The organism is Mucilaginibacter gracilis (assembly GCF_003633615.1).
GTDB lineage: Bacteria > Bacteroidota > Bacteroidia > Sphingobacteriales > Sphingobacteriaceae > Mucilaginibacter > Mucilaginibacter gracilis.
The window spans coordinates 5652528-5676306 of sequence record NZ_RBKU01000001.1; the positions used below are offsets into that span (position 1 = coordinate 5652528).

Genomic DNA, 23779 nt, shown 5'->3' on the forward strand with positions numbered 1-23779 from the left:
GCCTCCCTTTGCGGGAGGCGCTAATCAAAAACTCCCCCTTTAGGGGGCTGGGGGGCCTTATGCAAAACGCACAACTATTAGTTAACGACATCCCGTTAGATTTACCTTCCGACAGCCTAATCGCCCTGTCGTATGCCGTAAACACCCTTGCCGATTTAAAAACCGTGCAGGGCAACATCTCAAACAGCATCAACCTGCCCAATACCGCCGCCAACCGCGCCGCGCTGGGCTATCCCGAAGATCTTAACTTTAACGGTGTCGCCATCATCCGCCAAAAGCTGGCGTGCCGGTACATCCAAAACGGGGTTGATGTTATCCCGCAAGGTAATTTGCGCATTACGGGTGCATCAAAAAGCGCGCTTACCGTTGTGTTAAGCTGCGGCAATACCGATTTTTTTGATGTGATAACCGGCAAAATTACCGACCTCGACCTGAGCGAGTACGACCACCTGTGGAACATGCAAAACGTAATAGCATCGCGCCTGCGCACCGATGGCTACATTTACCCGTTTATAAACTACGGCAACATCACCAACGATACCAGCGACATACGCGGCCAGGGCATATCGCCAAACGAAATGCGGCCCGCCGTATTTGCCAAAACCCTGGTTGATAAAATAGTGGCCTCGGCAGGTTATACCCTCATCAACAAAATTACCGACGACCCGGTAACCACCCCCATTTACAACAACCTGATACTGCCCTTTAGTGCCGATAAAATATCGCACCCGCAACGGTATATCGACCAATATGCCCCGCAGGATATTGAGGTACAATGCGGTACCGATGTACACTTTGTTAGCCCCAACGGCGTACACAACGCCATTCCGTTTAACCAAACCATTGCCGATACCGCCCACCTTTTTGACGGCATTAACTGGACGGCAGATCGCATTATGCGGGTAGACATTAATGCCCATTTCCCGCAAATACATTTAGCCAGGCCAGATACCGGGGGCGATAGCGGTAAAGGTGCTTATTTTAAAATTATGGTAAGATATTCGGATGGTTCAATAAACAAGTTATTTGAAGCACCCAATTTATCTTTCGTTGACGATAATCACGACGTACAACATTACGATTTCAACATGACGCTCACCGGCGTACCCCTAAAACCCGGCGACCAGATTTATTTGGAAGTTGAAACCGCCGGGCACGGTGTTTACACCACCGTTGATATTTACCACGGCGCCACCCTCACCATAAAAGCCAACAACAACGATGTTATTTTTGGCGAACAAATACAGTTGGAAGGCACCATGCCCGATATGAACTGTACCGATTTTTTAAAGTTTATCTCGTTTTTGTTTTGCGCCATCATCCAAACAGATAATGTGGCCAAAACCGTTACCATTGTGCCCTTTGGCTACATTTTACAACAAATGCCCAATGCCATTGACTGGAGTGCCAAAGTTACCGAGGCCGACGAAGATTACGACGTGCAGATAGGCGATTACTACCAGCAAAACGAAGCCAAATTTGCCGAAGACGATGCCATATCGCCCGCCACATACGGCAACGGCAGCTTTTACATTAACGATTTTAACCTGGATATTTACCAGGACATTTACGATATACCCTTTGCTGCCAGTTACGACGAACTGGTGCTGGGCAACAACCGCACATCAACAATTAAAAAAATAGCCGATTATGATACCCTTGGTGCCAACGGCCTCCAATTTACCATCAGCACCACCCAGCGCATACTGCTGCTCAACAAAAAAGATGTACCCGTAAATTACCGTTGGGATCATGATCTTACCCCGGTGAGCGATAGCATACCCTTCGCCTACTTTGCATCAGGCAATACCAATGCCGATTTAACCATGACCAGCGTTTTTAACAACCACTACGCCGATTTCATTAACGTACTGGCCGATCAGCGCAAACTAACCTGCTACCTGCAACTCAACGAAATCGACATCCAAACGCTCAATTTTTTTAAACCCGTTTACATCCAAAAATACGCCAGCTACTTCTACATCAGCAAAATAACCGATTTCACCGGCGTAAAACCCTGCAAAGTAGAGCTGATACGCCTTTAGTTCATCAGTTCACCGGTCATTGGTTCATTGGTCTTATCACTTTATCATTCCAACCCAACCAATACCGCTTAACTAACAAACTACCCCACCAATGAACTAATGACACTAATGAACCAATAAACCAACCCTATGGACGATACCAAAAAAGCCCTCCTCAGTATCGATATTGATACCGCGGCCCTCACCCAAAATGCCGACAAAGCCAAAGAAGCCGTAAAAGCCCTTGCCGAGCAACTCAAAGAACTCAAAACCACCGGCAAAGAAAGCGGCGAAGCACTGGATAAAATTGCCGAGCAAATAAAAAAAGCAACCGAAGCCGCCGATAAAAGCAAAGATGCCCTAAAAGAGTTTTCTACCCGACTTGCCGAAGCAGCTAAATCTTCCGAAGAATTAAAAAATAATCTGAGTGAACTTACCAAAAAACAAACCGACTCAAGTAAAGCCCAGGTTGCCGATACAAATGCTGCCAAAGAAGCCGAAAAAGCTCAAAAGAAACTTAAAGCAGCGATATCAGACACCACGAAATTATTGAGAGAGTCCAGGAAGGATTACAAAAATTTAGACGAAAGCGAAAAAGCTAAACACATTAAAGAATTAATTGAGACTTACAATAACCTAAATAGCACTGAACGCGAAAATGAACGAATTGGCGGTAGTCTCGAAAAGCGTATAACAACTTTGCTAACTCAACAAAAAGGCGAACAAACGGAGCAGGACAAACTAAATGAAAGAAGAAAAACAGGCACAAAATTAATTAAAGCGCATAAAGAAATACTTGACACCACAGAGGGAAGTATTGTTAATACCAAGGTAGCTATATTGGCTTTAACTACCGAATATTTAAATCTCAGCGAAAAACAACAGAAAAGCGCAAGAACTGGCGGCGTACTCAAAGCAAAAATAGATGAATTGCAAGAAAGCCTAAAAAAACTCGAAAGCAAATCTATCTCCGATTTCTCCGACAGGTTTGTGGAAGCCGGAAAAAAAATACTCCCATTTTCCGAAGGTATAGGTAAAGCTGCCGAGCAATTTAAAACGTTAAAAGAGGGTTTTGCTACCGGAGTAGAAGGCTTGAAAAATATCGGAAAATCAACTGCGGAATATTTTCACCAGGTACGTGCCCTATCACACGAACAAAATGATTTAAATAATAATACAAAGGTTTCTGCCAAAGTCTTCCAATACATAAAGTCCGGTTTCGAGGTTGCTACTGGTGGTGCTAAAAATTTCGGCAAGGCACTTGTAGGCACCGGCATAGGTGCTATAATTATTGCCGTTGGCTTGTTAACCGATTACCTCAAAAACTTCAAACCCATTGTCGATCTTATTGAGCAAGGCATGGCTGGTTTTAACGGTGCAATAGCCGCCGGTAAACATATTTTAGATGAGTTTTTTGGCAGCATCAAAAGCGTGGGCGATTTATTTAGCAAACTGGGCAACTTTATCGCTCACCCTATTGATAGTTTGATGAATTTAGGCAAAGCAATGGCCGAAGCAGGCAAAAAAACATTTGAACTAAAGAAAGCCGAGCAAGAGCTTAACGACGACATTCAAGCCACCGCAGGTAAAAATATTGAGCGTGAAACCGAAATCGCCCGGTTAAAATCCAAATTGATAGGTGCCAATATAAAAGACAAGGAAGAATACAATAAAAAGATAAAAGCCTTACAAAAAGAAGAAACAGACGAGAATACAAAAAACACCAACAAGCAGATAGAGAATACCCTCAGCAAGGTAAATGCTATCAACGGTATTCATGGCAAGGAAGAGTTTAGCCTTAAAAACCTTACCGCTGCGAAAATAGAAGCCCTGAAAGAATCAAAACATCTTGACGACGAAACAGTAAAAAGCTTATACGACGCCTTAAAACAAAAAAACGACATCATTTCAAAAAGTTTTGAAGAAGAAGGTAAAATAGCCACCGAGGCGCAAACTAAATTAGCCGAACAAAACAAAGCCGCCGACGACAAAAAAGCAAAGGCTCGCGAGGCGTTTAAGGAATCGCAAAACAGGATGATCCTTAATAACATAAAAGATGCTAATAAGCGAGAGGTAGCCGAACTTGAGGCCGGTTTTAAAGAACAAATTAAACAGTTCAAAAAAAATTCGGCAGCCTATTTACAATTAATAAAAGAGCGCGATCAAAAATTAAAAGAGCTCGCCGAAAAGCAAGCCAAAGACACCCAAGACAAAGAAGCAGCCGACGACAAAGCTTTGTTTGACGCCCAAATGCAATTAAAATTAGCACAGGCAGAAGGCGATTTTGAAAAAACCCAAACATTAAAAAGCGAACAAAACAAAAAAGACCTGGAGTTTGATCTTAAAAACAGTAATCTAAACGAAAAACAAAAACAAACATTAAGAGAACAATCTGCACTGCGCGACTTAGAAATTTTAAAAGAAGGCCACGAAGCAAAAAAAGCATTTTTAGAAAAAACCTTAGAAGAAGACAAAAAACTAGCCGAAGGTGAAACCGACCCCAAAAAGAAGCTACAGGCCCAAATAAAGGTAATTACCGACCAATATAACTTAGAGGTACTACTGGCTAAAGGCAACGCTGCGCAATTGATCGAGATCGAAAAAAAACGTACTGAAGCCACCGCCGCCCTCAATAAAGTTGAGACCGTTCAAAAAAAGAAAAGCTTTCAAGACGAGGTTTCGCTGATCGAAGCTAAAACCAAGCAATATTCAGATCACTTTACCAAGCTATCGGGCATGTTTAGCAAAAACACAGCCGCTGGTAAGGCAGCGTTTGTGGCTCAAAAAGCTATAGCCGTGGCCGAAATTGCTATTAATACCGAAAAACAAATATCCGCAATATATACCTCAACCCGCGAGGCTGTTGCCAACGATATGGACGAAGGCCCAATTATAGGAGCCATCCATGCAGCTATAGATATAGCCATTGGCGCAGGCGAAATTGCAGGCACAATAGCAAACGGTATAAAGCAGGTTAGCACCATCAACAGTACAAACCCATCCGGCTTTGCAAAAGGTGGTTTATACCTGTCCGACGGGCAGGGCAGCTATTTAACCGGGCCGGGCAGCGGCACCAGCGATAGCATAAACGCCAAACTCAGCAACGGCGAATCCATCATCAATGCCCGTTCAACCCAAATGTTTGCGCCCATTTTGTCGGCCATAAACCAGGCAGGCGGCGGCAGGGCGTTCAACACCAGCACCCAGGGCAACGGTTACGCCTTAGGCGGCCTGTTTAACGGCAGCAACGCCCTAAACGACGGCTCTACCGATTTAGCCACCACCCGCTCCCTAAACGATATGGCCAAAACAATGGCCGCCAGCATGCCCCGCCAAATATTAGTGGTTGAAGATGTACAAGCCAGCCTGCAAAACAAAGCCATGCTGCACAGCATGAGCAATTTTTAAACCCACAACATAATAGTTTACAAAAGCAACAAAAATACTAAAAAATTTATCACTAATTTTTTTAGTATTTTTGTTGCTTTATTAATTTGATTTTATATTTTTATCGAAAATTAATGAAATATGAAAAAACTATTATTGAATCTCATCTTATTTATTGCCATATTTAGTTCGGCAAAGGCACAAACTGATTATTGTAAAGATATTAAAAAGTCAGTCACAGACGACAACATTATTTACAGAACACCAACTCCTGGAGACCAGTTCGGCTTTGCCAAAATAATTGACAAAGCAGGCACCGGCACATTTTTTAAAATGATACTTGGAATATCCGATCCGGATAATAAAGTTACGGATGCGTCAATAACCTTTGAAGACGATGCTGTCTTAAATTTCTCTAACGTAATCATTGACAGAAGTGCCGAAAAAGATATAATTAATAACTATATCTATACTGGCTCCATATCATTAAGTGCTGATGATATGGCTAAATTTAAAACCAAAAAGATCAAATCATATCTTTTTTTAGGTAAAAAACGCGTTCCTTCTCCTTTCGGGAACGTTAAAGTAAAAGTTATGGCTTACGCCAATTGCATTGATGGGCTTAACGACGTTCCAAAAGTAGTATTCAACCCTAACGAAAAAAAATCGATAGATGGTTTTTGGGGCATCCCTTTTGGTTCATCAGCAGAAACCGTTAAGGCAACAATGGCCTCTAAAGGTGGTAGATTTGACAAAGAGAATTCAAAAGCAGATCAGCTTTACTTTTTCGACGCTGTTTTTACTGGCCGTAAAACCGGTGCTATTAGCGCATCCATAATAGATAACAAATTCTATCAAGCTGGAGTATCCTTCCCCGAGCTTGAAGAAATACATATCATAAGCACGTTTGACGCCATGGTTTCCGAGTTGTCTGATGTTTATGGTAATCCTAAAATTGTAAAAAATTTCCAGGAACCGTATAAAGAAGGTGATGGTTACGAAGTACAGGCTATCAAACTGGGTAAAGCATCTTATTACGCTCAATGGACAACCAATAACGGCAATACCATCTTTGTTCAAATTAGTAGCAAAGGCCGGATCTCTCTTTTTTATACCGACACCGCTTTAGAGAAAACTAAAAACGCTAAAAAAACCAACGACTATTAATTAATAATCCTTATTACAAAAACAACAAAGGCTTCACCATAACCGGCGAAGCCTTTTCTATTTCCGCCTATCGGCCATCTGCATTCTGCCCTCCTAACATTCCCAAAAATCCGACGGTTATTATAATTATTCCCATTATGCCCCGCCAAATATTAGTGGTTGAAGTTGTATAGAGCAGCATGCAAAACAAAGTGATGCTGCATAGCATGAGCAATTTTTTAAATTATCAAGCCTCAGGTAATTGTACTGAGGCTTGATAATCAACATTTAAAATATCACAATTTATTTAACAAGCAATTAAAAAATGCTCTTGTTTCCTCACCTTCTCCTGGGTCTAATTCAATCTTCAGCACATCAATTTTCATATCAGTAGCAATGCCGGTTTTAAACTTGAGTATTTGAGCCGGGGATAGCCGAAAAAATATTTTATGATTGAAATAAGCACCGCTTCCAACGGTAACATCAACTTTGGCAACAGGATTTGACATCCTCGAACCATCTTTAAAAAGAATTGTAAACCCCTTTCCTCCATGTGCCGATTCGTCTGTTGTTTTAAGAATAGCATAATAAGTTGCTATTCCGCCTTTTATTTCTTTTGAAAATGCGATGGAGTTCCCATCAGGCGTATCGAAAGTTTTTGTCCGGCTTATTTTGTCTGTCTCCGTAGTTATTTGGCTGCAATAATAGTCGTCTGTTAAGCCCAGTCCAGTAATTTTGAAAGTCTCTTTAAAGTAAGTTTCACTAAGAGTACTAAATTTATAATACACCTTACTTTTAATAGTGGGGTTCTCCAATTCAATTGCGTAATAGTAAGGATCGCTTGGGTCAACTTGGTTAATCCATGGTTTAACACTAATACATTTAAACGTTTTATTAACCAAACTGTCATAATTTGAATTATAGTTTTTGGCATCGTAAAATAGTAGAACATTTTCAGCCTTCGAATCGTCCGAAACAACTTTATAAAATTCAGGATAACCGTATCCAATAAGTTCTTTGTTCTTTGGAGTTACTGTAAAGTTCTTACCAACCAAATACATAACGCTTTTGCCAATAGATTGGGCAATTGAGTTATAATTTAAAAATAACATTAAAATAATCGCGTAGGTTTTTTTCATGATTTAATTTTTTTGTGAAAATATATAATTAAAACAGAAAACTAAAATATTTAGTATTTTAATTTTAAACATTCCAAAAATCCGACGGTTATTATAATTATTCCCATTATTTTAGTTAATTATCAAAATACAACACACTCAAAATCAGCCATATAATTTTTATTACAATTATACCAAACGTAATAAAAGCCGTAACTTTGTATAACACAAAAGCAAAGCAAAAATGGCTAATAAAACCTCTGGCAAACAGTTTACCAGCTCAAGTCTCACTGCTTGATAGTAGTGATAAGTTAACAGTACTAAGTCCTAAGTCTTGAGTCAAAAGTCTTGAGTCAAAAGTTAGATTATTCTATTTTTCTTGACTTAGAACTTAATACTTACGGCTAACTACTACCCAATACCAACTATTTAATACTTAAAAAATGTTTCAAACCCTGCTACAGCTTAAAAACAATGGCACGTTAAAACAATTGGTTTTAAACGGCTTCATGTCGCCAAAAATATTTATGTATCTCGAAATCTACCTTTGGGTTGATGCCCGCATACAAACCACAGGCAAAAGCCTCAGCACCATAGTAAGCGATGCCGAAATTGTGTTCAGCGTATCAAGTGCCACAATATGGCGTTCGCTCCGCATCGCAAAAGATATGGCTGCGGATGATGCCCTGGCAAGCTAAACCCCGCTACAATTAAAGTTACTATCAAAACTGTGATAGTAAACCAAACCACAATCCACCGTACCTTTGTATCACAATAGCAATAGAAGTAATATTTTAAAAAGAGTCAGGAAGCGAGAGTCAAGAGTCAAGAAGTAGGAAGCATGGCAAAAATTAAATCATGCATCATCCATCAAAATTCAATCCTTCAATAATTCAATCCCTCAATCATTCAATCACTCAATAATTCAATCCCTCAATAATTCAATCATTAAACCCATGCCACAAACAGCTCACATATATATCTACGGCGATATTGTTAGCCAGCAGGTTCCCAGCCTGGGCCAGTCGGGCGCTGTGTCCTTAACCTCCGTAAAGGATGCGTACAACTCTAACAGCACCTGCAACAACATCGTGGTACACATCCACTCCAATGGTGGTTCCGTGTTCGAAGGTTTCGCCATTCACGATTTTCTGGTAAACACCGGCAAACCAATCACCACCATTGTAGAGGGATTATGCTGCTCAATCGCCACCGTCATCTTCATGGCCGGCACAGAGCGTAAACTCACCGAAAACTCACGCTTCCTTATCCACAACCCGTGGGGTAATGGCGAGGGCGACGCAGCATACTTCCGCCAGTACGCCAACGAACTACAAAACGAGCAAAGCCGCCTGCTTACCTTTTACAAGCAACGCACCGGCGCCAGCAACCAACTGCTGCAAAGCTACATGACGGCCGAAAAACTAATGAGCCCCGAGCTGGCCGTCGAACTCAAATTTGCAACCGGTATAATTGATACCGTAAAGGCAATGGCACTGTATAGCAATCAATTACACAATCCTTATAAATACCCGTCAACCAACAACGCGCCCCAACAGCACCCAGCAACCCCACAAAAACAACAACACATGGACAAAACAAAAAAGAACAGGTTTAGCCAGTTAATAAGCGGCCTAAAAAACCTGGTGAAAGATTTTAACAACGATGCCAACATACAGGCAGCCGCCAAAACCCTGGTGGGCGACGATGGCGACCTTTATTTTGATGGCGACCTGGCCGAAGGCACAGCCGTTTTTACCGACGACGCCCTAACCATACCCGCTGCCGATGGCGACTACGAATTTGAAGACGGCACAACCATTACCATAGCCGATGGCCTGGTAACCGATGTTGCCCAGCCAACCGGCGGCACCGCCACCAGTGCCGACCCTGAAGGCCGGGCCGTACTGGCAAGCCTGCGTAAAAAGCTGGCCATATTAAAGGCCGAAAAGCTGGAGCTCGAAAACACCCTGGCCCAAAGCGAAACCGTAATGGCAAGTGCATCAAAAGCATTGCAAATGGCAAAATCAAGCTACCGGCCCGAAAAACGCGAAAACAAATTTAACCGCAGCACCAAACCCGCAGGCAACAACTTAGCCGAAAAAATGGACGCCCGCCGCGCCGAACTAAAAGCCAAAAAAGGCGACCACAAAACGGCTTAACACAAACGCCCAACCAGGCAGTAAACAATATTGAACAACGGCTTTTCAATATCACCCACCCCAATTATTGCTTCAATATTTAATACCAACCTTCACTTCATCATTCAAAATTAGGTGTTCTGTGTTCGATATTTATCGTTACCCACCAATTATTCCACCAATCATTCAAACACTAAAAAATGTCATCAACCATTAATTTATCCGCCGTTACCTTTGATGGTAAAGAAGTAATGAGCTTGCGCGAGGCGTTTTACCAATCAGTATTTCAAAACCCAACTATCGATCAGTTTCACACCGTTGTAACCGGCATTAAAGCCAAACAACAAATGGTGTACCTTGGCCAGTATGGTTTAACGGGCAAAAAAATAACCGACTGCGGTATAACGCCCACAGCATCAGCCATCCCCGCCATCGAAAAATTTTGGCAGCCACAATACATCGGCGATCGTATACAGGAGTGCTATACCGATCTTTTACAAACATTTTTTGTATGGGGATTAAAAAACGGCGTCCAAAAGTCCGATTTAACCAATACCGATTTTGCCCTCTTTTTAGAAGAACGCTTTTCACTTGCCGCTTACGAAACCGCCCTGCGCTTTGCCTGGTTAGGCAATACCGCTGCCGATATTGCAACAAACGGTGGCTACCTGGCCAACTCGGTCGATCCGGGTTACTTTAACGCCCTAAACGGTTTTTGGGCACAAGCCAAAGCCATTGCCGTTGCCGATGGCACCAAGCACATAGCCATTGCCAACAACGCCGGTTCAAGCTACGCCGCACAGGCCTTTACCCAGGCCGATACCGATGCCAAAGTAGTTACAACCATGTTTGAGAGCATGATATACAATGCCGATTTGCGCTTACGCGGAGCAAAGGACAAAGTAATTGTAGCCACACAATCCGTTGTAGACCAGTACGCCCGCGAGCGTAAGGCCGTAAGCAACATTGAACTGGCTTACGAGCGTACCGAAAGCGGCATCGATACCTTTAAAATAGACGGTGTTGATGTGATACCTTTCCAGTTTTTAGACCGCCACATCCGCAATTACGAAAACAACGGCACCAAGTGGAACCAGCCCCACCGCGCCCTTTTCACAACCAAAAGCAACCTGCAAATTGGTACCGAAGAGGTAAGCAACCTAAGCGAGCTTGATCCGTTTTACGACAAAATAGGCAAAAAGTACAACGTTGACTATGCCTTTAACCTTGACGCCAAAATAGCCGAAGACTATTTAACCATGGTTGCCTATTAATAGCCAAACCCAGCACAACACTTCAAAAAAAACAACAGCCTGAGGCAGCAATTTTTGCCCTGCTGCCCCCGGCCCCTCATCAAATTAAAAATCACCATCCAAATGACAAATTGCGGACAACTTATCCAAAACATGCTGTACGATTGCAACAACCCCGTAGTGGGCGGCACCGAGGCAGTAGTGTACCTTTTTAACCGTAGCGATATTGCAGCTTATGTTAGAGATACCAACAACCCACAAATTATAACCGATATTACCCTAACCCAGGGTGCCACCGGTTACCGTTACGAAGGTTACAACACTTCGGTTAAACCAAAAACAACCTTTATAAAAAAGGATTATAGTGCCCGTTTTGACCACATGGTTGATTTTGTGGTGTTTGCCAAAGGTTCGGCAGTTAAAACCGAGATCGAAAAACTGGGCACCAACCGCGTAGTAGCCATTATCGAAAACATCCACAAATCGGGCGATTCGGCCTTCGAAATTTTTGGTACCGATTTGGGCCTCGAACTAACAACCCTAAAATCCGATCCTAACGATGCCAACTCCGAAGGTGCTTACGAAGTAAACCTTACCTCGCCGGCCAACTTTAAAGAGCCGCACATGCCTGCAACGCTCTACAAAACCAGCTACGCAACAACCAAAACCGCCCTGCTGGCCCTAATTAAAGCCGACGAAGCTTAGCGTAAAGCCGCCCTTACCGGCCACAGGGTGCTTTACAACTCTATATATGTTTCTTGCACGTAATTACCGGCTCCAACTATTGAGCGGCGGTCCTAAGCTGCCAGGTATGGCTGCCGGTAATTATCGTTCAGGAAAATTAGAGCAAAGGCCCACAACTACACAAAATAAGGCAGCAATAACAATTACACAAACCACATGGATATAGTAACTCCCCCCGCTGGGGGTTGGCAAGTTTTAAGTGCCCAAATAGCACAACGCCAGCCGCAGGCCCTGGCCTATCTTAACCAGGTTTACAAGCAGTTATTTAACCAGGATATTAAGCAAGGTTGCGGCAACTGTTACCAAAAAGCATTTTACCGCATACAAAAATACCTGTATCTGCAACAGCAAAACAATCCATCAAACATTCTCAGCATGACGTATCCAACCCGCAAATACCTCCTCAAGCCCGATCGTAGTTTGCAAACAACCTTTGGCGGCGATACCCTCACCAACGATAACCTTACCGACGAAGCTGCCGAAAAACTATTACAGGCACACCCGGCCCTGTTACAACATTTCGACAGGTACCCCGGTAAAGACGACGACGTGGTAGTAGTAATTACCGCCCCCGCTCCGCAACAACAACCCGAAGAACAGCAGCCAGCCGAACCACAACAACCCGAAAAGCAACAACCCGAAGAAACTGTAGACGCCGCCCAAACCGAAATATTCCCCGTAAACACACAAGGTAAAAAATCACGGTAAAGGGCCACAATACCCATTTAAATACCGAATAGTAAGGCAAGGTGGTTTAGTAAGAAAGGCGACCCCATCGGGGTCACAGGTCGGTAGCAAAAACAAACAAAACAAAAATTTGTGCCGTAGGTACAACACCTCGATAAGTGGCATACCTACCGGCATGCAATATGCAATTATTGATTAAAACCGACCTTTTGCACCCATGGCGCATTCTTAAATGACTTAACTAAACAACATTGAATAATGAGTTAATACTTCGGTGTTGGACGTTCAAAATTCAATATTCGTTATTCAATATTCCTTTTCCCCGGCTAACGGCTCCCAAATATTAAAAAATCCACCAATACTTAAAATGAGATTACTAACCAGCACCCGGCGCGATACCACCCAGCGGATAACCCAGCGCGAAAACCGCGTATATGGCATTGTAAATTACGATGAAGACAACGTTTATCCGCAGCGCATTTACGCCATCACCAGTTCGGCCCCAACAGCGCGCAACTGTGTTGATACCTATGGCCGCTTTATTGGTGGTGCCGGCTTTGCCGATTTAACCTTTTACCAGGCCATTGTAAACAGCGATTGCCAAACAATGGATAAAATACTCTCGCTGGTAAAAAAAGATATGGCCCGTTTCCGGGGATTTGCATTGCATGTAAACGTAAACGCGGCGGGCAAAATAACCGATATTTTTCACGTTCCGTTTGAGCATGTGCGCATGGCTTCGGAGAGCCGTAAAAACGAATCGGGTTTTGATTATGCCACCTATGCCGATTGGAGCCGTGAAAAACGCAACAACATCCGTACCGATCTCATCACCTGGTTTCACGCCTTTGATTTGGCAGCCGATGCCATTGCCGCCCAGGTAGAAAGTGTTGGCGGCTGGGATAAATACAAAGGCCAGTTGCTGTATGTAAGTATGGACGAGCATAGCTATCCCCTTGCATCCTGCGATGCCGTGATGGAAAGTTTGTATGCCGAAATACAGTCGGATATTCGTACAACGGCCAATCTTCAAAACAACTTCAGCGCAAAAAGCATCATGGTACACAAAGGCAAATTTGCCGACGAAGAAGCCCGCGCCGAATTTGAAACCGAGCTTACCGCCTTTATTGGCCCCGAAGGTGCCGATATTATTGTAGTTGATGTTGAAAACGACGAAGAAGTACCCGAGCTTATCCCCATTACCAACAATGCCGACGACAAGCTTTTTGAGTACACCGATACCAAACTCACCAACAAAATTATCCGCAACTTCCTCATCCCCAAAATACTGCTTTCGGTAACCGATGGCGGCGGCTTTTTTAACCAGGAACAGGTGCGCGATGCCACCATGTACTACAACATGGTAACCACCGAAGAGCGCATTATGCTCGAGGCCATATTTAAAAAGCTGGGCGAGGGCTTTTACAAAAACATAAACCCCACGGCCGATTATTCCATCATCCCCATCGAGTTTAAAATCAGCAAGGCCGATCCTCCCGAAAGCCTCATCCAGCTACTCACCAACGAATACATAAGCGATGCCAGCAAGCGCAACATTTTAACCGTACTGTACGGCGTAGCCGAAGAAGATGCCATAAAAATATACCCCGATGGTAGCACAAACGTTGGCGTAACACAAACGCGCAAAACATAAACCGCATTAACCTCTATTTAAAAAACACTCCCGGCCCATCCGCACCAAACCATATGGAACCACTACTGATAACCAAACAAGATTTTGCTGCCTATCGCAATTTAACCGTCAATATGGACGATAGTAAGCGCCTGGAGCCTTTTATTTTAGAGGCCCAACGGCTTGATTTGTGCCGAATGCTGGGCAAGCGCCTGTATTTTGATATGATAAAATACCTAACAAGCTACGCCGCAGGCATTGCCGCCCAAACAGATATGGCGCCCTACCAACCCACTGCCGATGAGCTTTGGTTTCAAAAATTATTGAATGGCACCACCTACAACTACACCTGGCCCGACCAAAGCACCACCACAAAAATTTATGCCGGCCTTAAACCTGTGTTGGTTTACCTAAGCTTTGCCCGCTTTGTACGCAGCGATAATGTACGCTCCACACAATCGGGTTTTGTTAAAAAAACGGTCGATTTTTCGGTGCAGATATCTGATAAAGAGATACAGGCCGTAGCATCACGCGCGGAGGCAGACGCCAACGCCTTTTTTACTGCCACCGAAGATTTTATGGCCGATAATGTAACTTATTTCCGCAAATACCTGGCCACGCCGGGTTGCCTTCCCGGTCAGTTTTTTGATACCGAAAAGCGTGCCGGCACCAGGTTAACAGCAGTAAAGGGCCAAAATTACATTAACCAACCTAAACGCTATTTACGCCGATAATATGCCAAATAAAAAAATATCCGAACTACCCGAAGACCTGGTTGTAACCATTGCCGATTATGTTCCCATTACCACTTCGGGCTCGGCAGTAACCAAAAAGGTGCGGGTTTCAAACCTGTTGTCGCTCGTAGCAACTTCGGGCGCAGCACCACATTTTGTAGGCAAATACGTATCGTTAGAAGCCTTGCAGCTAAACATACCCGTAGGCGTAGATGGCGACTATGCCGTAATAGCCGATAGCCCCCACGCCCAGGAATACATATGGGACAGTAATTTAAACAACTGGGTATTAAGCAACAACGAGCCGGCCAGCACCTTTGCCTTATTAAGCGGCAACGCTACCGATAACGGTTCGCTTTTAAGCGAACTAACCGCCCGCGACACCGCCATAGCCAACAAAGTTGATAAAGTTGATGGCAAAGGCCTAAGCACCGAAGATTACACCACCGCCGAAAAAACAAAACTGGCCGCCCTTACGGGAAGCTTTGCAGGCCTAACCGGCAACCCGGCAGATAATGCGGCCCTAAACTCGGCCTTAACCGGCGAAACAGCCGAAAGGCTTAGCGCCGACGCTGGGCTACAAAGCCAGGTAACAAACCTAAACGCGTCGCTCGCCACCGAAGTAACCGACAGGCAAACCGCCGACACGGCATTACAAAGCCAGGTAACAACCCTAAACTCAAACCTCAACACCGAAACAGCCAACAGGGTTAGCGGCGATGCTACATTGCAAGATGAGGTAACTACCCTCGGTTCGTCCCTCACCACCGAAACTACAAACAGGGTTAACGGCGATGCTGCATTGCAAGATGAGGTAAGCACGCTCGGTTCGTCCCTCACCACCGAAACTACAAACAGGGTTAACGGAGATGCCGCCCTGCAAAGCCAGGTTAGTGCTTTAAGTGCTGCACTGGTACCGCATCCAACGTATACGGCACCGTCGGCCTCGCTATCGTCAACCCAAACTACCAGTGGCCTGGAGATAGGGCAAAGCATCAGCATCCCGCTCACGGCTACCTTTACTCAAAACGATGGTGGCAGCAGCACAGCTTTAAGTATCAAAAAAAATGGCACCCAAATATCGACCACAAGCCCTTATACCGATGCTACTGTAGTAATGAGCGCAACGGCCGTAGCTTACACAGCCACATTTTCGTACGCGCAAGGGCCAATCAAAAACAACATCATCGGCATTGCCGATGCTACGGGCCGCATACCGGCAAGCAACGCAACCAGCAGCACATTAAGCTACCAGGGCTTTTACAAATTATGGTACGATACCGTTACCGCCTTCCCTACCGATAGTGCAAGTGCCCGCGCTTTAACTAACGCCCGGCTTAGCAATGCAGGTAACACATTTACATTAAATACGGGCAGCACCAACACTAAATTTTGCCTGGTGCTGCCTCCGGGTAAATCGCTGGTAAGCGTTATCGATCAGGACGCGTTAAATTTAGATATAACGGCCCAATACGTACAAAGCGCAATAACAGTTAACGATGCCTCGGGCACACCGGTAACTACCTATAAAATATATGCTATGAGTCAAAGCATACCCTATTCAACAACACACCGTCACAATATAACTATCGCATAAAAACATGGCAGCTAATTTAGAAATTGGAGGAGCAGTAAAACGCACGCAAAAAGGTGATGCCGACTGGTATTATGGCGGCGACAACGAAGCCTGGGCAAGCCTTGCAGCAGCCAAAGCAGGCGTACCCGCAGCAGTTAGGCCGGGCAAAACCGTAGGCGTTTTTGTTTCCGGTTCTGTTGTAGAATATTGGTGGCCAACATCCGCGGTTTCCGATGCCGACCTCGTTATCAAAGTCCCCCCGGTTGTAACCGATGCCTCACCGGTCAACGGCAGCAGCAATCCTGTACAATCGGGCGGGGTTTACACGGCATTAAACAACAAACAAGACAGTTTAGGCTATACCGCCGAAAACACGGCCAATAAAAACGTAGCCAACGGCTACGCCGGTTTAGACGGAAGCGGCAAAGTTTCGAGCGCACAACTACCAAGCTATGTTGACGATGTTTTAGAATTTGCCAACCTGGCCGCCCTGCCAACCACCGGCGAAACAGGCAAAATTTACGTAACGCTTGATACCAACTTCGAGTACAGGTGGAGCGGCTCGGCATACATTCGCCTGGTATCATCACCCGGCACTACGGATGCGCTGGCCGAAGGCGTAACAAACCTGTATTATACAGCAGCCAGGGTTAAAGCATACGCCGATACCCTCTACGCATCACTAACCGGCTCCTATACCGACCCTGCCTGGATAAACTCCCTCGCAGCATCAAAATTAACCGGCGACACCCTGCCGGCAAACGTAATACACTCCATTTTAACCACCCTGGGCACCATCATCACCGGAGTTTGGAACGCCACCGTTATCGACCCTCAATATGGCGGCACAGGTTTGGCAGCCTACACCATCGGCGATTTGCTCTATGCATCGGGCCCAACCACGCTATCCAAACTACTGGCCGTTGCCACGGGAAATGTACTACTATCTGGCGGTGCTGGTACCGCTCCAACCTATGGCAAAGTTGGCTTAACAACGCATGTTACAGGCATATTACCAATAACAAACGGCGGTACCGGCACATCAAGCACCTTTACCCCCGGATCCCTCATTTTTGCAGGCCCTTCGGGAGTTTACACCCAAGACAATGCAAACCTGTTTTACGATGCAACAAATCATAGAATTGGGTTTAGCACTACTGCCCCAACTCACCAATTAACACTTGGATCAACTTCAACAGGCATTGCTTACTATAATACTACAGACCAAACAACAAATTATGAAAGAGTAAGGCATTATTGGAGTGGTGGTGTTTATAATATAACTTATGAAAATGGAGGAACAGGTTCTACAGGACGTACTATAGCATTAGGTTTTTTAGGTTCTACACAATTATTAATAAAGAATAATGGAGGAGATGTTACAGGTACAGTAACAGTAGCAAGACTTGTAAACGCTGGTGCTATGTTTGGCGTAGGTGGAGGTCAACAGATCTCTAATACTACGAGTACTCCTGTATCAGGTTATGGTATTTCTATTCTACCTACTATTGTTAATACTTTAGCAAATGGTTACTCTGCATTATATATAAGTCCATTTGAAAGTTCAATTGGTACTGGTGGTAATTATTTGATAAATGCCGGCACCAATACAGGCGCAAGTGCTTCCGGTACGCATAGCTCAGTATTTACAGTTGATAGAGTAGGTAATACATTAGTAAGCGGAAATTTAACAGTTACACCAATAGCCAGTGCGGGTGGACTGGTTACTACCACATCATCAGGACAATTGGGTAGTTTACCTTCTGTTGCTGCTGGTTCGGTTTTAGTATCTAATGGTATTGGGGCACTACCAATATATACTGCATCTCCTACATTTTTTCAATGGTTTAGAGGTGGCAACGTTTCTTCTGCTAATAGAGGAACAAGCGGTTATGGTATAGATAGTGCCTATTCTACTTTCTTAGATAACTCAACAGTTGTTAACGGTACAGTTTCAAACTATAGTGTAGTAGCTTTTGCAGGAGGTGCATTTAGTGCCACCAATACTGGAGTAACTGCATCAAATTTAGCTACGGTATATATTGCTTCTGCACCCACTGCTGGAACTAATGTAACAGCAAGTAATACCTATGCACTACAGATTGCTTCAGGAAATAGTATATTTGGTGGTAATACTTATTTTAGTGGAAATATTGGTATTGGTACAACTACTCCTAATACCTCTTTGGAAGTATTAATAGCAGGAGCAGGAGGAGGAGTGGCTGCTACTAATGTATCAGGAATAAGAGCAACAAGAACAACTACTAATCAGTCTCAGTATATACAAATGGATTTAACTGATGGTTCGTTTGCGAGATTATATAGTCAAGGTGCAGGAAAGGGACTGGCTTTTGTTAATGTTAGTGGTAATGCTGCCGGTAATAATACCCAAGATGGTATAGTTTTCTATACTCCAAGTTCTTCTGCTGGAGTTGCCAATACTGTACCTACTTTAGTTATTAATAGCGGTAGACCTTTTGTCGGTATAGGATTACCTTTAAGTAATAGTTTTGCAAGTAGTTTCCTTACGTTAGGTGGCTCTACGGTATCCATGCCAGCATGGGGATTAAATGGTATTCAATTACAAGCTGTAGCAAGTACCTTTAATAATTCATCAACAGCAGCTTCCACAGTAATAGCAGGAATAACAGCTATTAATTCTTTTGCAGCTTCGACTATAACTTCAACTAATACAGGAGTTTCTTATAATGGAATAGCTACTGTATACATAGATAATGCTCCCATTGCTGGAACTAATGTTTCAATAACTAATAATTATGCTTTGTATTCAGCTTCTGGAGCTAACTTTTTTAATGGTGCAACTACCTTTGCTGGGGGTGGAACTTTAACTTCAAGTACATTACTACAATCTTATATTTCAATATTTCCTACTATATCACAAACAGGTACTGCAGGATTTAGAGGACTATATTTATCAGCTTATATTACATCTCAAGGTAGCGGCAATAGTCAATCTTTAATAGATATAGGCACTAATACCGCAGCAAATGGAGCAGGGACGCACAATTCAAAGTTCTCGGTTAATTACTCTGGGGATACAAATATAGGAGGACAATTAGCAGTTCCCGGTGGTTCTATCATTACATCTGTTCCCTTTACGGCAGGTAATTTTTATGTTACAGGTTTTAATGCAGCAAGTCAACCTAGTACTCAAGCTACCTGGTTATTTGGCGGGGCTACTTCGGTACAACTTAGAGTTAACTTAGGAGGAACAACTATATCTAGTTTAACAGCTAATAATAATTATACCAATACTTTAATAGCGAATACAGGCTATAACACCGCATCAACCGGAACACATGCTTTTGCAAATAGCTTAACGGTTCTGCCGGTAACTTTGGGTACAAACAATGGTGCATCGGTTACCAATACAGCCTCTTTATATATCGACAATGCTGGTACAGGTGGTACTAATAATTATGCTCTTTATTCGGCTGCCGGCACGAATTATTTTGGAGGTAATACTATTTTTAATAGTCCTATTTGGGGCACCGGATTATCGTCGGGCAGCTCGGCATTCTTAGTAACGGGTGGGGCCACCATTGTTAACACAGCATCGGATGCAAAAGTTCAATTGGGTGGTTCAACAAATATGATGTGGCGTGTTTTGTTAAACGCTTCATCAGCTGCTTCTCTCAGTTCAGGGCTTTCTTATGCAAACTTAGTTGTGGGTTCTTCTCCGGTAGCGTTATCGGCTTCAGGCACCAGTCCTGTTATAGCCAATGTGGCCATTAATCCAATAGGAACCGTAACGACTGGAGGCGGTACAGCGACAGTAGGGGCAACTCTATATTTGGGTGGTGCAGGCACAGGAGCAGTTGATAATTATGCTTTATATTCTAAGTCAGGAGCCAATTACTTTGGTGGCAACTTACTAATTGGCACAACTTCCGATAATATAACTGACAAAGTGCAGGTGAGCGGTAACGTCAATTTACTAACACCCGGTAATAAAATAAAGATTGCGACCGGCACCAATGCATCTATTGGCACATCTACGCTGGTTGCGGGTACAATAACTATCAACACAACGGCAGTAAGTGCAAGTAGTATTATTATGATATGCCGTAAAGCTAACGGAGGCACTATCGGTGGTTTAACTTACGGTACTATAGTGGCCGGTACATCATTTGTGATAAGCAGCGATAGCTCGGCAGATACAAGCCAGGTTAACTGGTGGATATTAAACTAAATAAATCTGCATGCTTAGTGCCTTTTTATATGCTTTGCAGGCAATTTACCATTGTTTTTTGCTTGCAAAGCACTATTGCATTGGCCAATAACGATCCGGTTATTGGTTGCAACACAAATTTTTTCGCTTCAGTAAAAATGAAAACTTTATTAAAACAAGGCTGGCTGCGCTTTAGAAGCGCGGTGCCGCCAACGGTAAAAAAAATACAGATAGTACTTGGTATGGCTACAGCATCATTTGGGGCGGCAACGGCCATTACCTGGCCAGGCAAATTGTTGCTGGTTGGCACTTTTTGCGGATACGCGGCGGCGGTGTGCGGCGGTATTGTTTTAGCGCTGCAGTTTATACAGCAATCGGTAACGGTTTTTGAAACTCAAACCGAAGTTACCGTTAAGCAAACCACAACCGAAGTTAAATCAAATTTAAAACAACAATAACACAATGGGCAAATTAGCAATTGAAATTATAAATGTGGCCGGTAGCCAGTTGGGCGTTACCGAGGCTGCGGGCCATAACGATGGACCGGCTGTTGAAACCTACCTGAAAGCGGTTGGGTTGGGCAAGGGCTACGCCTGGTGCATGGCTTTTGTTTACTGGTGCGCCAAGCAGGCGTCGGCAAAATTAGGGCTTGTTAATCCGCTTAAAGCAACCGGCGGCGTGCTTGACGAGTGGCAGAGCGGGCGCGGAACTCACTTAACCCTGCCCGAACCGGGATGCATTTTTATTATGCACCATACCGAAGGTTACCATACCGGTATTGTTACCGGTGTTTTTGCCGACGGACTTTTGCACACTATTGAGGGCAACACCAATAACAACGGAAGCCGCGAAGGCACATCGGTGTTGCGCAAAACCAGGTATGTTAAAGATATGGTTGGTTTTATTAAACTGGAAGACAAACCGGCCTAAAGCATACGCCATGACTACCATAGAAACAAGAGAAATACGCGGAATTACACTAAGGATACTTTATTTGCTGGTTGCTTTTTCGGTGGTATCTACCGCCGGGATTATGACATCGTATTTCGGTTTAAAAAACGACAGCCAGTTGTTAGCCAACCAAATTGAGATACTTAAAATACAGTATAAAATAATAGACCAGCGTTTGGAGAAGATGGAAAACAAAAAAGATACCGAACGCTTAAAAAACACGCCCGAAAACCATGCCACAAACCAAAAAAATTTATCTGCCAATAGTCTTTTTGCTGATGCTCACTGGTTGCCAAACCCGCAAAACAGCAACAACTAAAACCGATGTTAGCACCGTTGTACATACAGTTAGCACCAGTAAAAAAGATGTATTGAGCATTGATACCGGTAAAACCCACAGCGAATTAAAGATAGCGAAAAACACGCGCGACTCCGACGAGATTGACATCGTACCCGATTCGGGCGCGGTTCAAAAAATTCAGATTACCGCGGGCTCAACCTTTGCATACACGGGTATAGCTAAAAGCATTGTGTTTAAAAAAACCGGAAGCAGCCAGTTAAGTCTCGCCCAAGCGGCACAAAGTAACATGGCCCGGATAACACATGTTACCCAAGCCGATAGTACTTTAAAAAACGAAACAAGTAAACAAATAAGCAAAAATAAAACCACCCAAACAAAGCCCAGTATAAGCTGGCTGGCCGCGTTGTTAGTGGGCATAGCCGTTGTTGGTATTATTGGCTATTTTGTTTTTAAACGTACTGTGGGTTAATCTTAATTACGAAACCGAAAAAAACTATCCCTAAAGCACAATATATATGTAAAAGATACACTAAAAGTCGGGTAAAAACCTTATTATTGTTGGTAAAAAAACCGTTTTGAGCATCATGTCCAAACTTTGCCAAAATCATAATTGTAGGTTTTATATTTGTTTTTTTAGGTAGCTAATCTTTTCCCCAAAACATATATGAGTGAAACTGTTCGTGTACAGGCAGTTAAACAGTTTGAGCAGTTAAATTTGCAATTAGATAATGAATTGCAGGAACTGGTAGCAATAGCGTCCGAAATTTGCGACACCCCAATAGCACTGATAAGTTTGCTTGATGAGCACACCCAATGGATAAAAGTAAGCAGGGGTATTAACATTGAAAGTGCCCCGCGCCAAATTTCTTTTTGCAACCACATTATACAAAGCCACAATGTATTAATCATTCCGGATACTTTACTTGATGAGCGTGTTGCAAACCACCCCTTGGTATTGGGCGGGCCATCGCTTCGCTTTTATGCAGGGACGCCGCTTATAAACCGCGATGGCCTTGTGCTTGGCACCTTTTGCGTGGCCCATAGTAAACCCCATAACTTAGATAAGCATCAGCAAATGATGCTAAAAATGCTATCTAAACAAGCTATGAGCATTATGGAACTCAAGTTAAACCATCAGCAGCTTGAAAAAAACAGGCAGCAGGCCGAGCAACAAAAACAAACCATTATTAATGCCGAAATAAGGCTACGGTCGTTTTTTGAAAGTTCGGCCAATTTACATGTGCTGCTTGATGCAAGCGGGCAGGTTTTAGATTACAATAAAACGGCATACAACTTTGTTAGAAAAGTACATAGTACCAAGCTATCCCGTGGCGATTTATTTATTACCTACCTCGCAACTTCGTTTATCAACACCTTTCTCGAAAAATTTAATTTGGCCCTTGCCGGGAAAAAAAGCTATGCCGAGGGCCTTACCAATTACGGCGAACTTGGCGAGGTATGGTGGGAAGCCAACTTTGCGCCGGCATGGAATGCTGTAAACGAGGTAATAGGCGTATCGTACAGTTTAAGAAACGTTACCGAGCGTAAACTATACGAGCAGCAAATACTGGCCCAAAACCAATCGCTGGTTAATATAGCGCACATCCAATCGCACGAGTACCGCGGCCCCCTAACCTCTATTATGGGTATGATGAACCTCATTAAAGAGGAAGGCTATCAGCCCCCTGTTGAATACCTTAAATTATTGGAGGTTGCCATTAATAAACTCGACGAAAAAATAAGGGCCATTGTTATCCATGTAAATAACCGCGACTTAAATAACGAAAGCGATACCAAGCTTTTTTAACACCATCCATCAACGCAAAGTAAAAAAGCCCTAGCGTGCTGACGGTTAAGTATGTATTTGCCCCTGTATCGTATTTATTACTTGA

Annotated in this window: 18 protein-coding genes; 17 read left to right on the forward strand and 1 reads right to left on the reverse strand. The window is 43.6% G+C overall.

The genetic code is table 11. The features are described 5' to 3' along the window. Positions 1 to 59: 59 nt before the first annotated feature. The 3 genes from BDD43_RS25140 to BDD43_RS25150 all read left to right on the forward strand — a co-directional run bounded on the left by BDD43_RS25140 (position 60) and on the right by BDD43_RS25150 (position 6578). Positions 60 to 2045 carry a hypothetical protein gene (locus BDD43_RS25140; RefSeq protein WP_121200853.1) on the forward strand — a complete coding sequence of 662 codons (1986 nt, stop codon included), beginning with the start codon at positions 60 to 62 and terminating at the stop codon, positions 2043 to 2045. Between the two features lie 129 nt (positions 2046 to 2174). Next, on the forward strand, positions 2175 to 5432 hold the full coding sequence (locus BDD43_RS25145; protein WP_121200855.1) for a coiled-coil domain-containing protein: 3258 nt from the start codon (positions 2175 to 2177) through the stop codon (positions 5430 to 5432). Between the two features lie 120 nt (positions 5433 to 5552). Beyond that, positions 5553 to 6578, forward strand: coding sequence for a hypothetical protein (locus tag BDD43_RS25150; protein ID WP_121200857.1), 1026 nt, complete (start codon positions 5553 to 5555; stop codon positions 6576 to 6578). Between the two features lie 275 nt (positions 6579 to 6853). Here BDD43_RS25150 and BDD43_RS25155 read toward each other — a convergent pair whose 3' ends face one another. Further along, positions 6854 to 7696: a hypothetical protein gene (locus tag BDD43_RS25155; protein ID WP_121200859.1), complete on the reverse strand. Its 843-nt coding sequence runs from the start codon at positions 7694 to 7696 to the stop codon at positions 6854 to 6856. 422 nt (positions 7697 to 8118) lie between these two features. On the opposite strand from BDD43_RS25155, the gene BDD43_RS25160 reads away from it, so the two are divergent. From BDD43_RS25160 to BDD43_RS25225, 14 genes are all read left to right on the forward strand, one after another. Beyond that, positions 8119 to 8373: a hypothetical protein gene (locus tag BDD43_RS25160; RefSeq protein WP_121200861.1), complete on the forward strand. Its 255-nt coding sequence runs from the start codon at positions 8119 to 8121 to the stop codon at positions 8371 to 8373. A 258-nt stretch (positions 8374 to 8631) separates the two neighbouring features. Continuing rightward, positions 8632 to 9837: a head maturation protease, ClpP-related gene (locus BDD43_RS25165; protein ID WP_121200863.1), complete on the forward strand. Its 1206-nt coding sequence runs from the start codon at positions 8632 to 8634 to the stop codon at positions 9835 to 9837. A 179-nt stretch (positions 9838 to 10016) separates the two neighbouring features. Beyond that, positions 10017 to 11090, forward strand: coding sequence for a hypothetical protein (locus BDD43_RS25170; RefSeq protein WP_121200866.1), 1074 nt, complete (start codon positions 10017 to 10019; stop codon positions 11088 to 11090). Between the two features lie 102 nt (positions 11091 to 11192). Beyond that, positions 11193 to 11774, forward strand: a complete 582-nt coding sequence (locus BDD43_RS25175; protein WP_147425734.1) for a hypothetical protein — start codon at positions 11193 to 11195, stop codon at positions 11772 to 11774. Positions 11775 to 11969: 195 nt separating this feature from the next. After that, positions 11970 to 12521, forward strand: a complete 552-nt coding sequence (locus BDD43_RS25180; protein WP_121200870.1) for a hypothetical protein — start codon at positions 11970 to 11972, stop codon at positions 12519 to 12521. Between the two features lie 346 nt (positions 12522 to 12867). Next, positions 12868 to 14154, forward strand: coding sequence for a hypothetical protein (locus tag BDD43_RS25185; protein ID WP_121200872.1), 1287 nt, complete (start codon positions 12868 to 12870; stop codon positions 14152 to 14154). A 53-nt stretch (positions 14155 to 14207) separates the two neighbouring features. Next, complete coding sequence (locus BDD43_RS25190; RefSeq protein WP_121200874.1) at positions 14208 to 14867, forward strand: DUF6712 family protein; 660 nt, start codon at positions 14208 to 14210, stop codon at positions 14865 to 14867. Position 14868: 1 nt separating this feature from the next. After that, positions 14869 to 16464, forward strand: coding sequence for a hypothetical protein (locus tag BDD43_RS25195; RefSeq protein ID WP_121200876.1), 1596 nt, complete (start codon positions 14869 to 14871; stop codon positions 16462 to 16464). Between the two features lie 4 nt (positions 16465 to 16468). Further along, on the forward strand, positions 16469 to 20656 hold the full coding sequence (locus BDD43_RS25200) for a beta strand repeat-containing protein (RefSeq protein ID WP_121200878.1): 4188 nt from the start codon (positions 16469 to 16471) through the stop codon (positions 20654 to 20656). 137 nt (positions 20657 to 20793) lie between these two features. Beyond that, on the forward strand, positions 20794 to 21093 hold the full coding sequence (locus tag BDD43_RS25205) for a hypothetical protein (protein WP_147425735.1): 300 nt from the start codon (positions 20794 to 20796) through the stop codon (positions 21091 to 21093). A 4-nt stretch (positions 21094 to 21097) separates the two neighbouring features. Next, on the forward strand, positions 21098 to 21565 hold the full coding sequence (locus tag BDD43_RS25210; RefSeq protein WP_121200882.1) for a CHAP domain-containing protein: 468 nt from the start codon (positions 21098 to 21100) through the stop codon (positions 21563 to 21565). 10 nt (positions 21566 to 21575) lie between these two features. Continuing rightward, entirely contained in the window at positions 21576 to 21905 is a 330-nt protein-coding gene (locus BDD43_RS25215) for a hypothetical protein (protein ID WP_121200884.1), read from the forward strand. Next, on the forward strand, positions 21865 to 22356 hold the full coding sequence (locus tag BDD43_RS25220; RefSeq protein ID WP_121200886.1) for a hypothetical protein: 492 nt from the start codon (positions 21865 to 21867) through the stop codon (positions 22354 to 22356). The genes BDD43_RS25215 and BDD43_RS25220 overlap by 41 nt, the downstream gene beginning before the upstream one ends. Before the next feature lie 195 nt (positions 22357 to 22551). Then, positions 22552 to 23694 (forward strand): GAF domain-containing protein, encoded by a 1143-nt coding sequence (locus BDD43_RS25225; RefSeq protein WP_121200888.1) that lies wholly within the window; start codon positions 22552 to 22554, stop codon positions 23692 to 23694. The last annotated feature ends 85 nt before the right edge of the window (positions 23695 to 23779 follow it).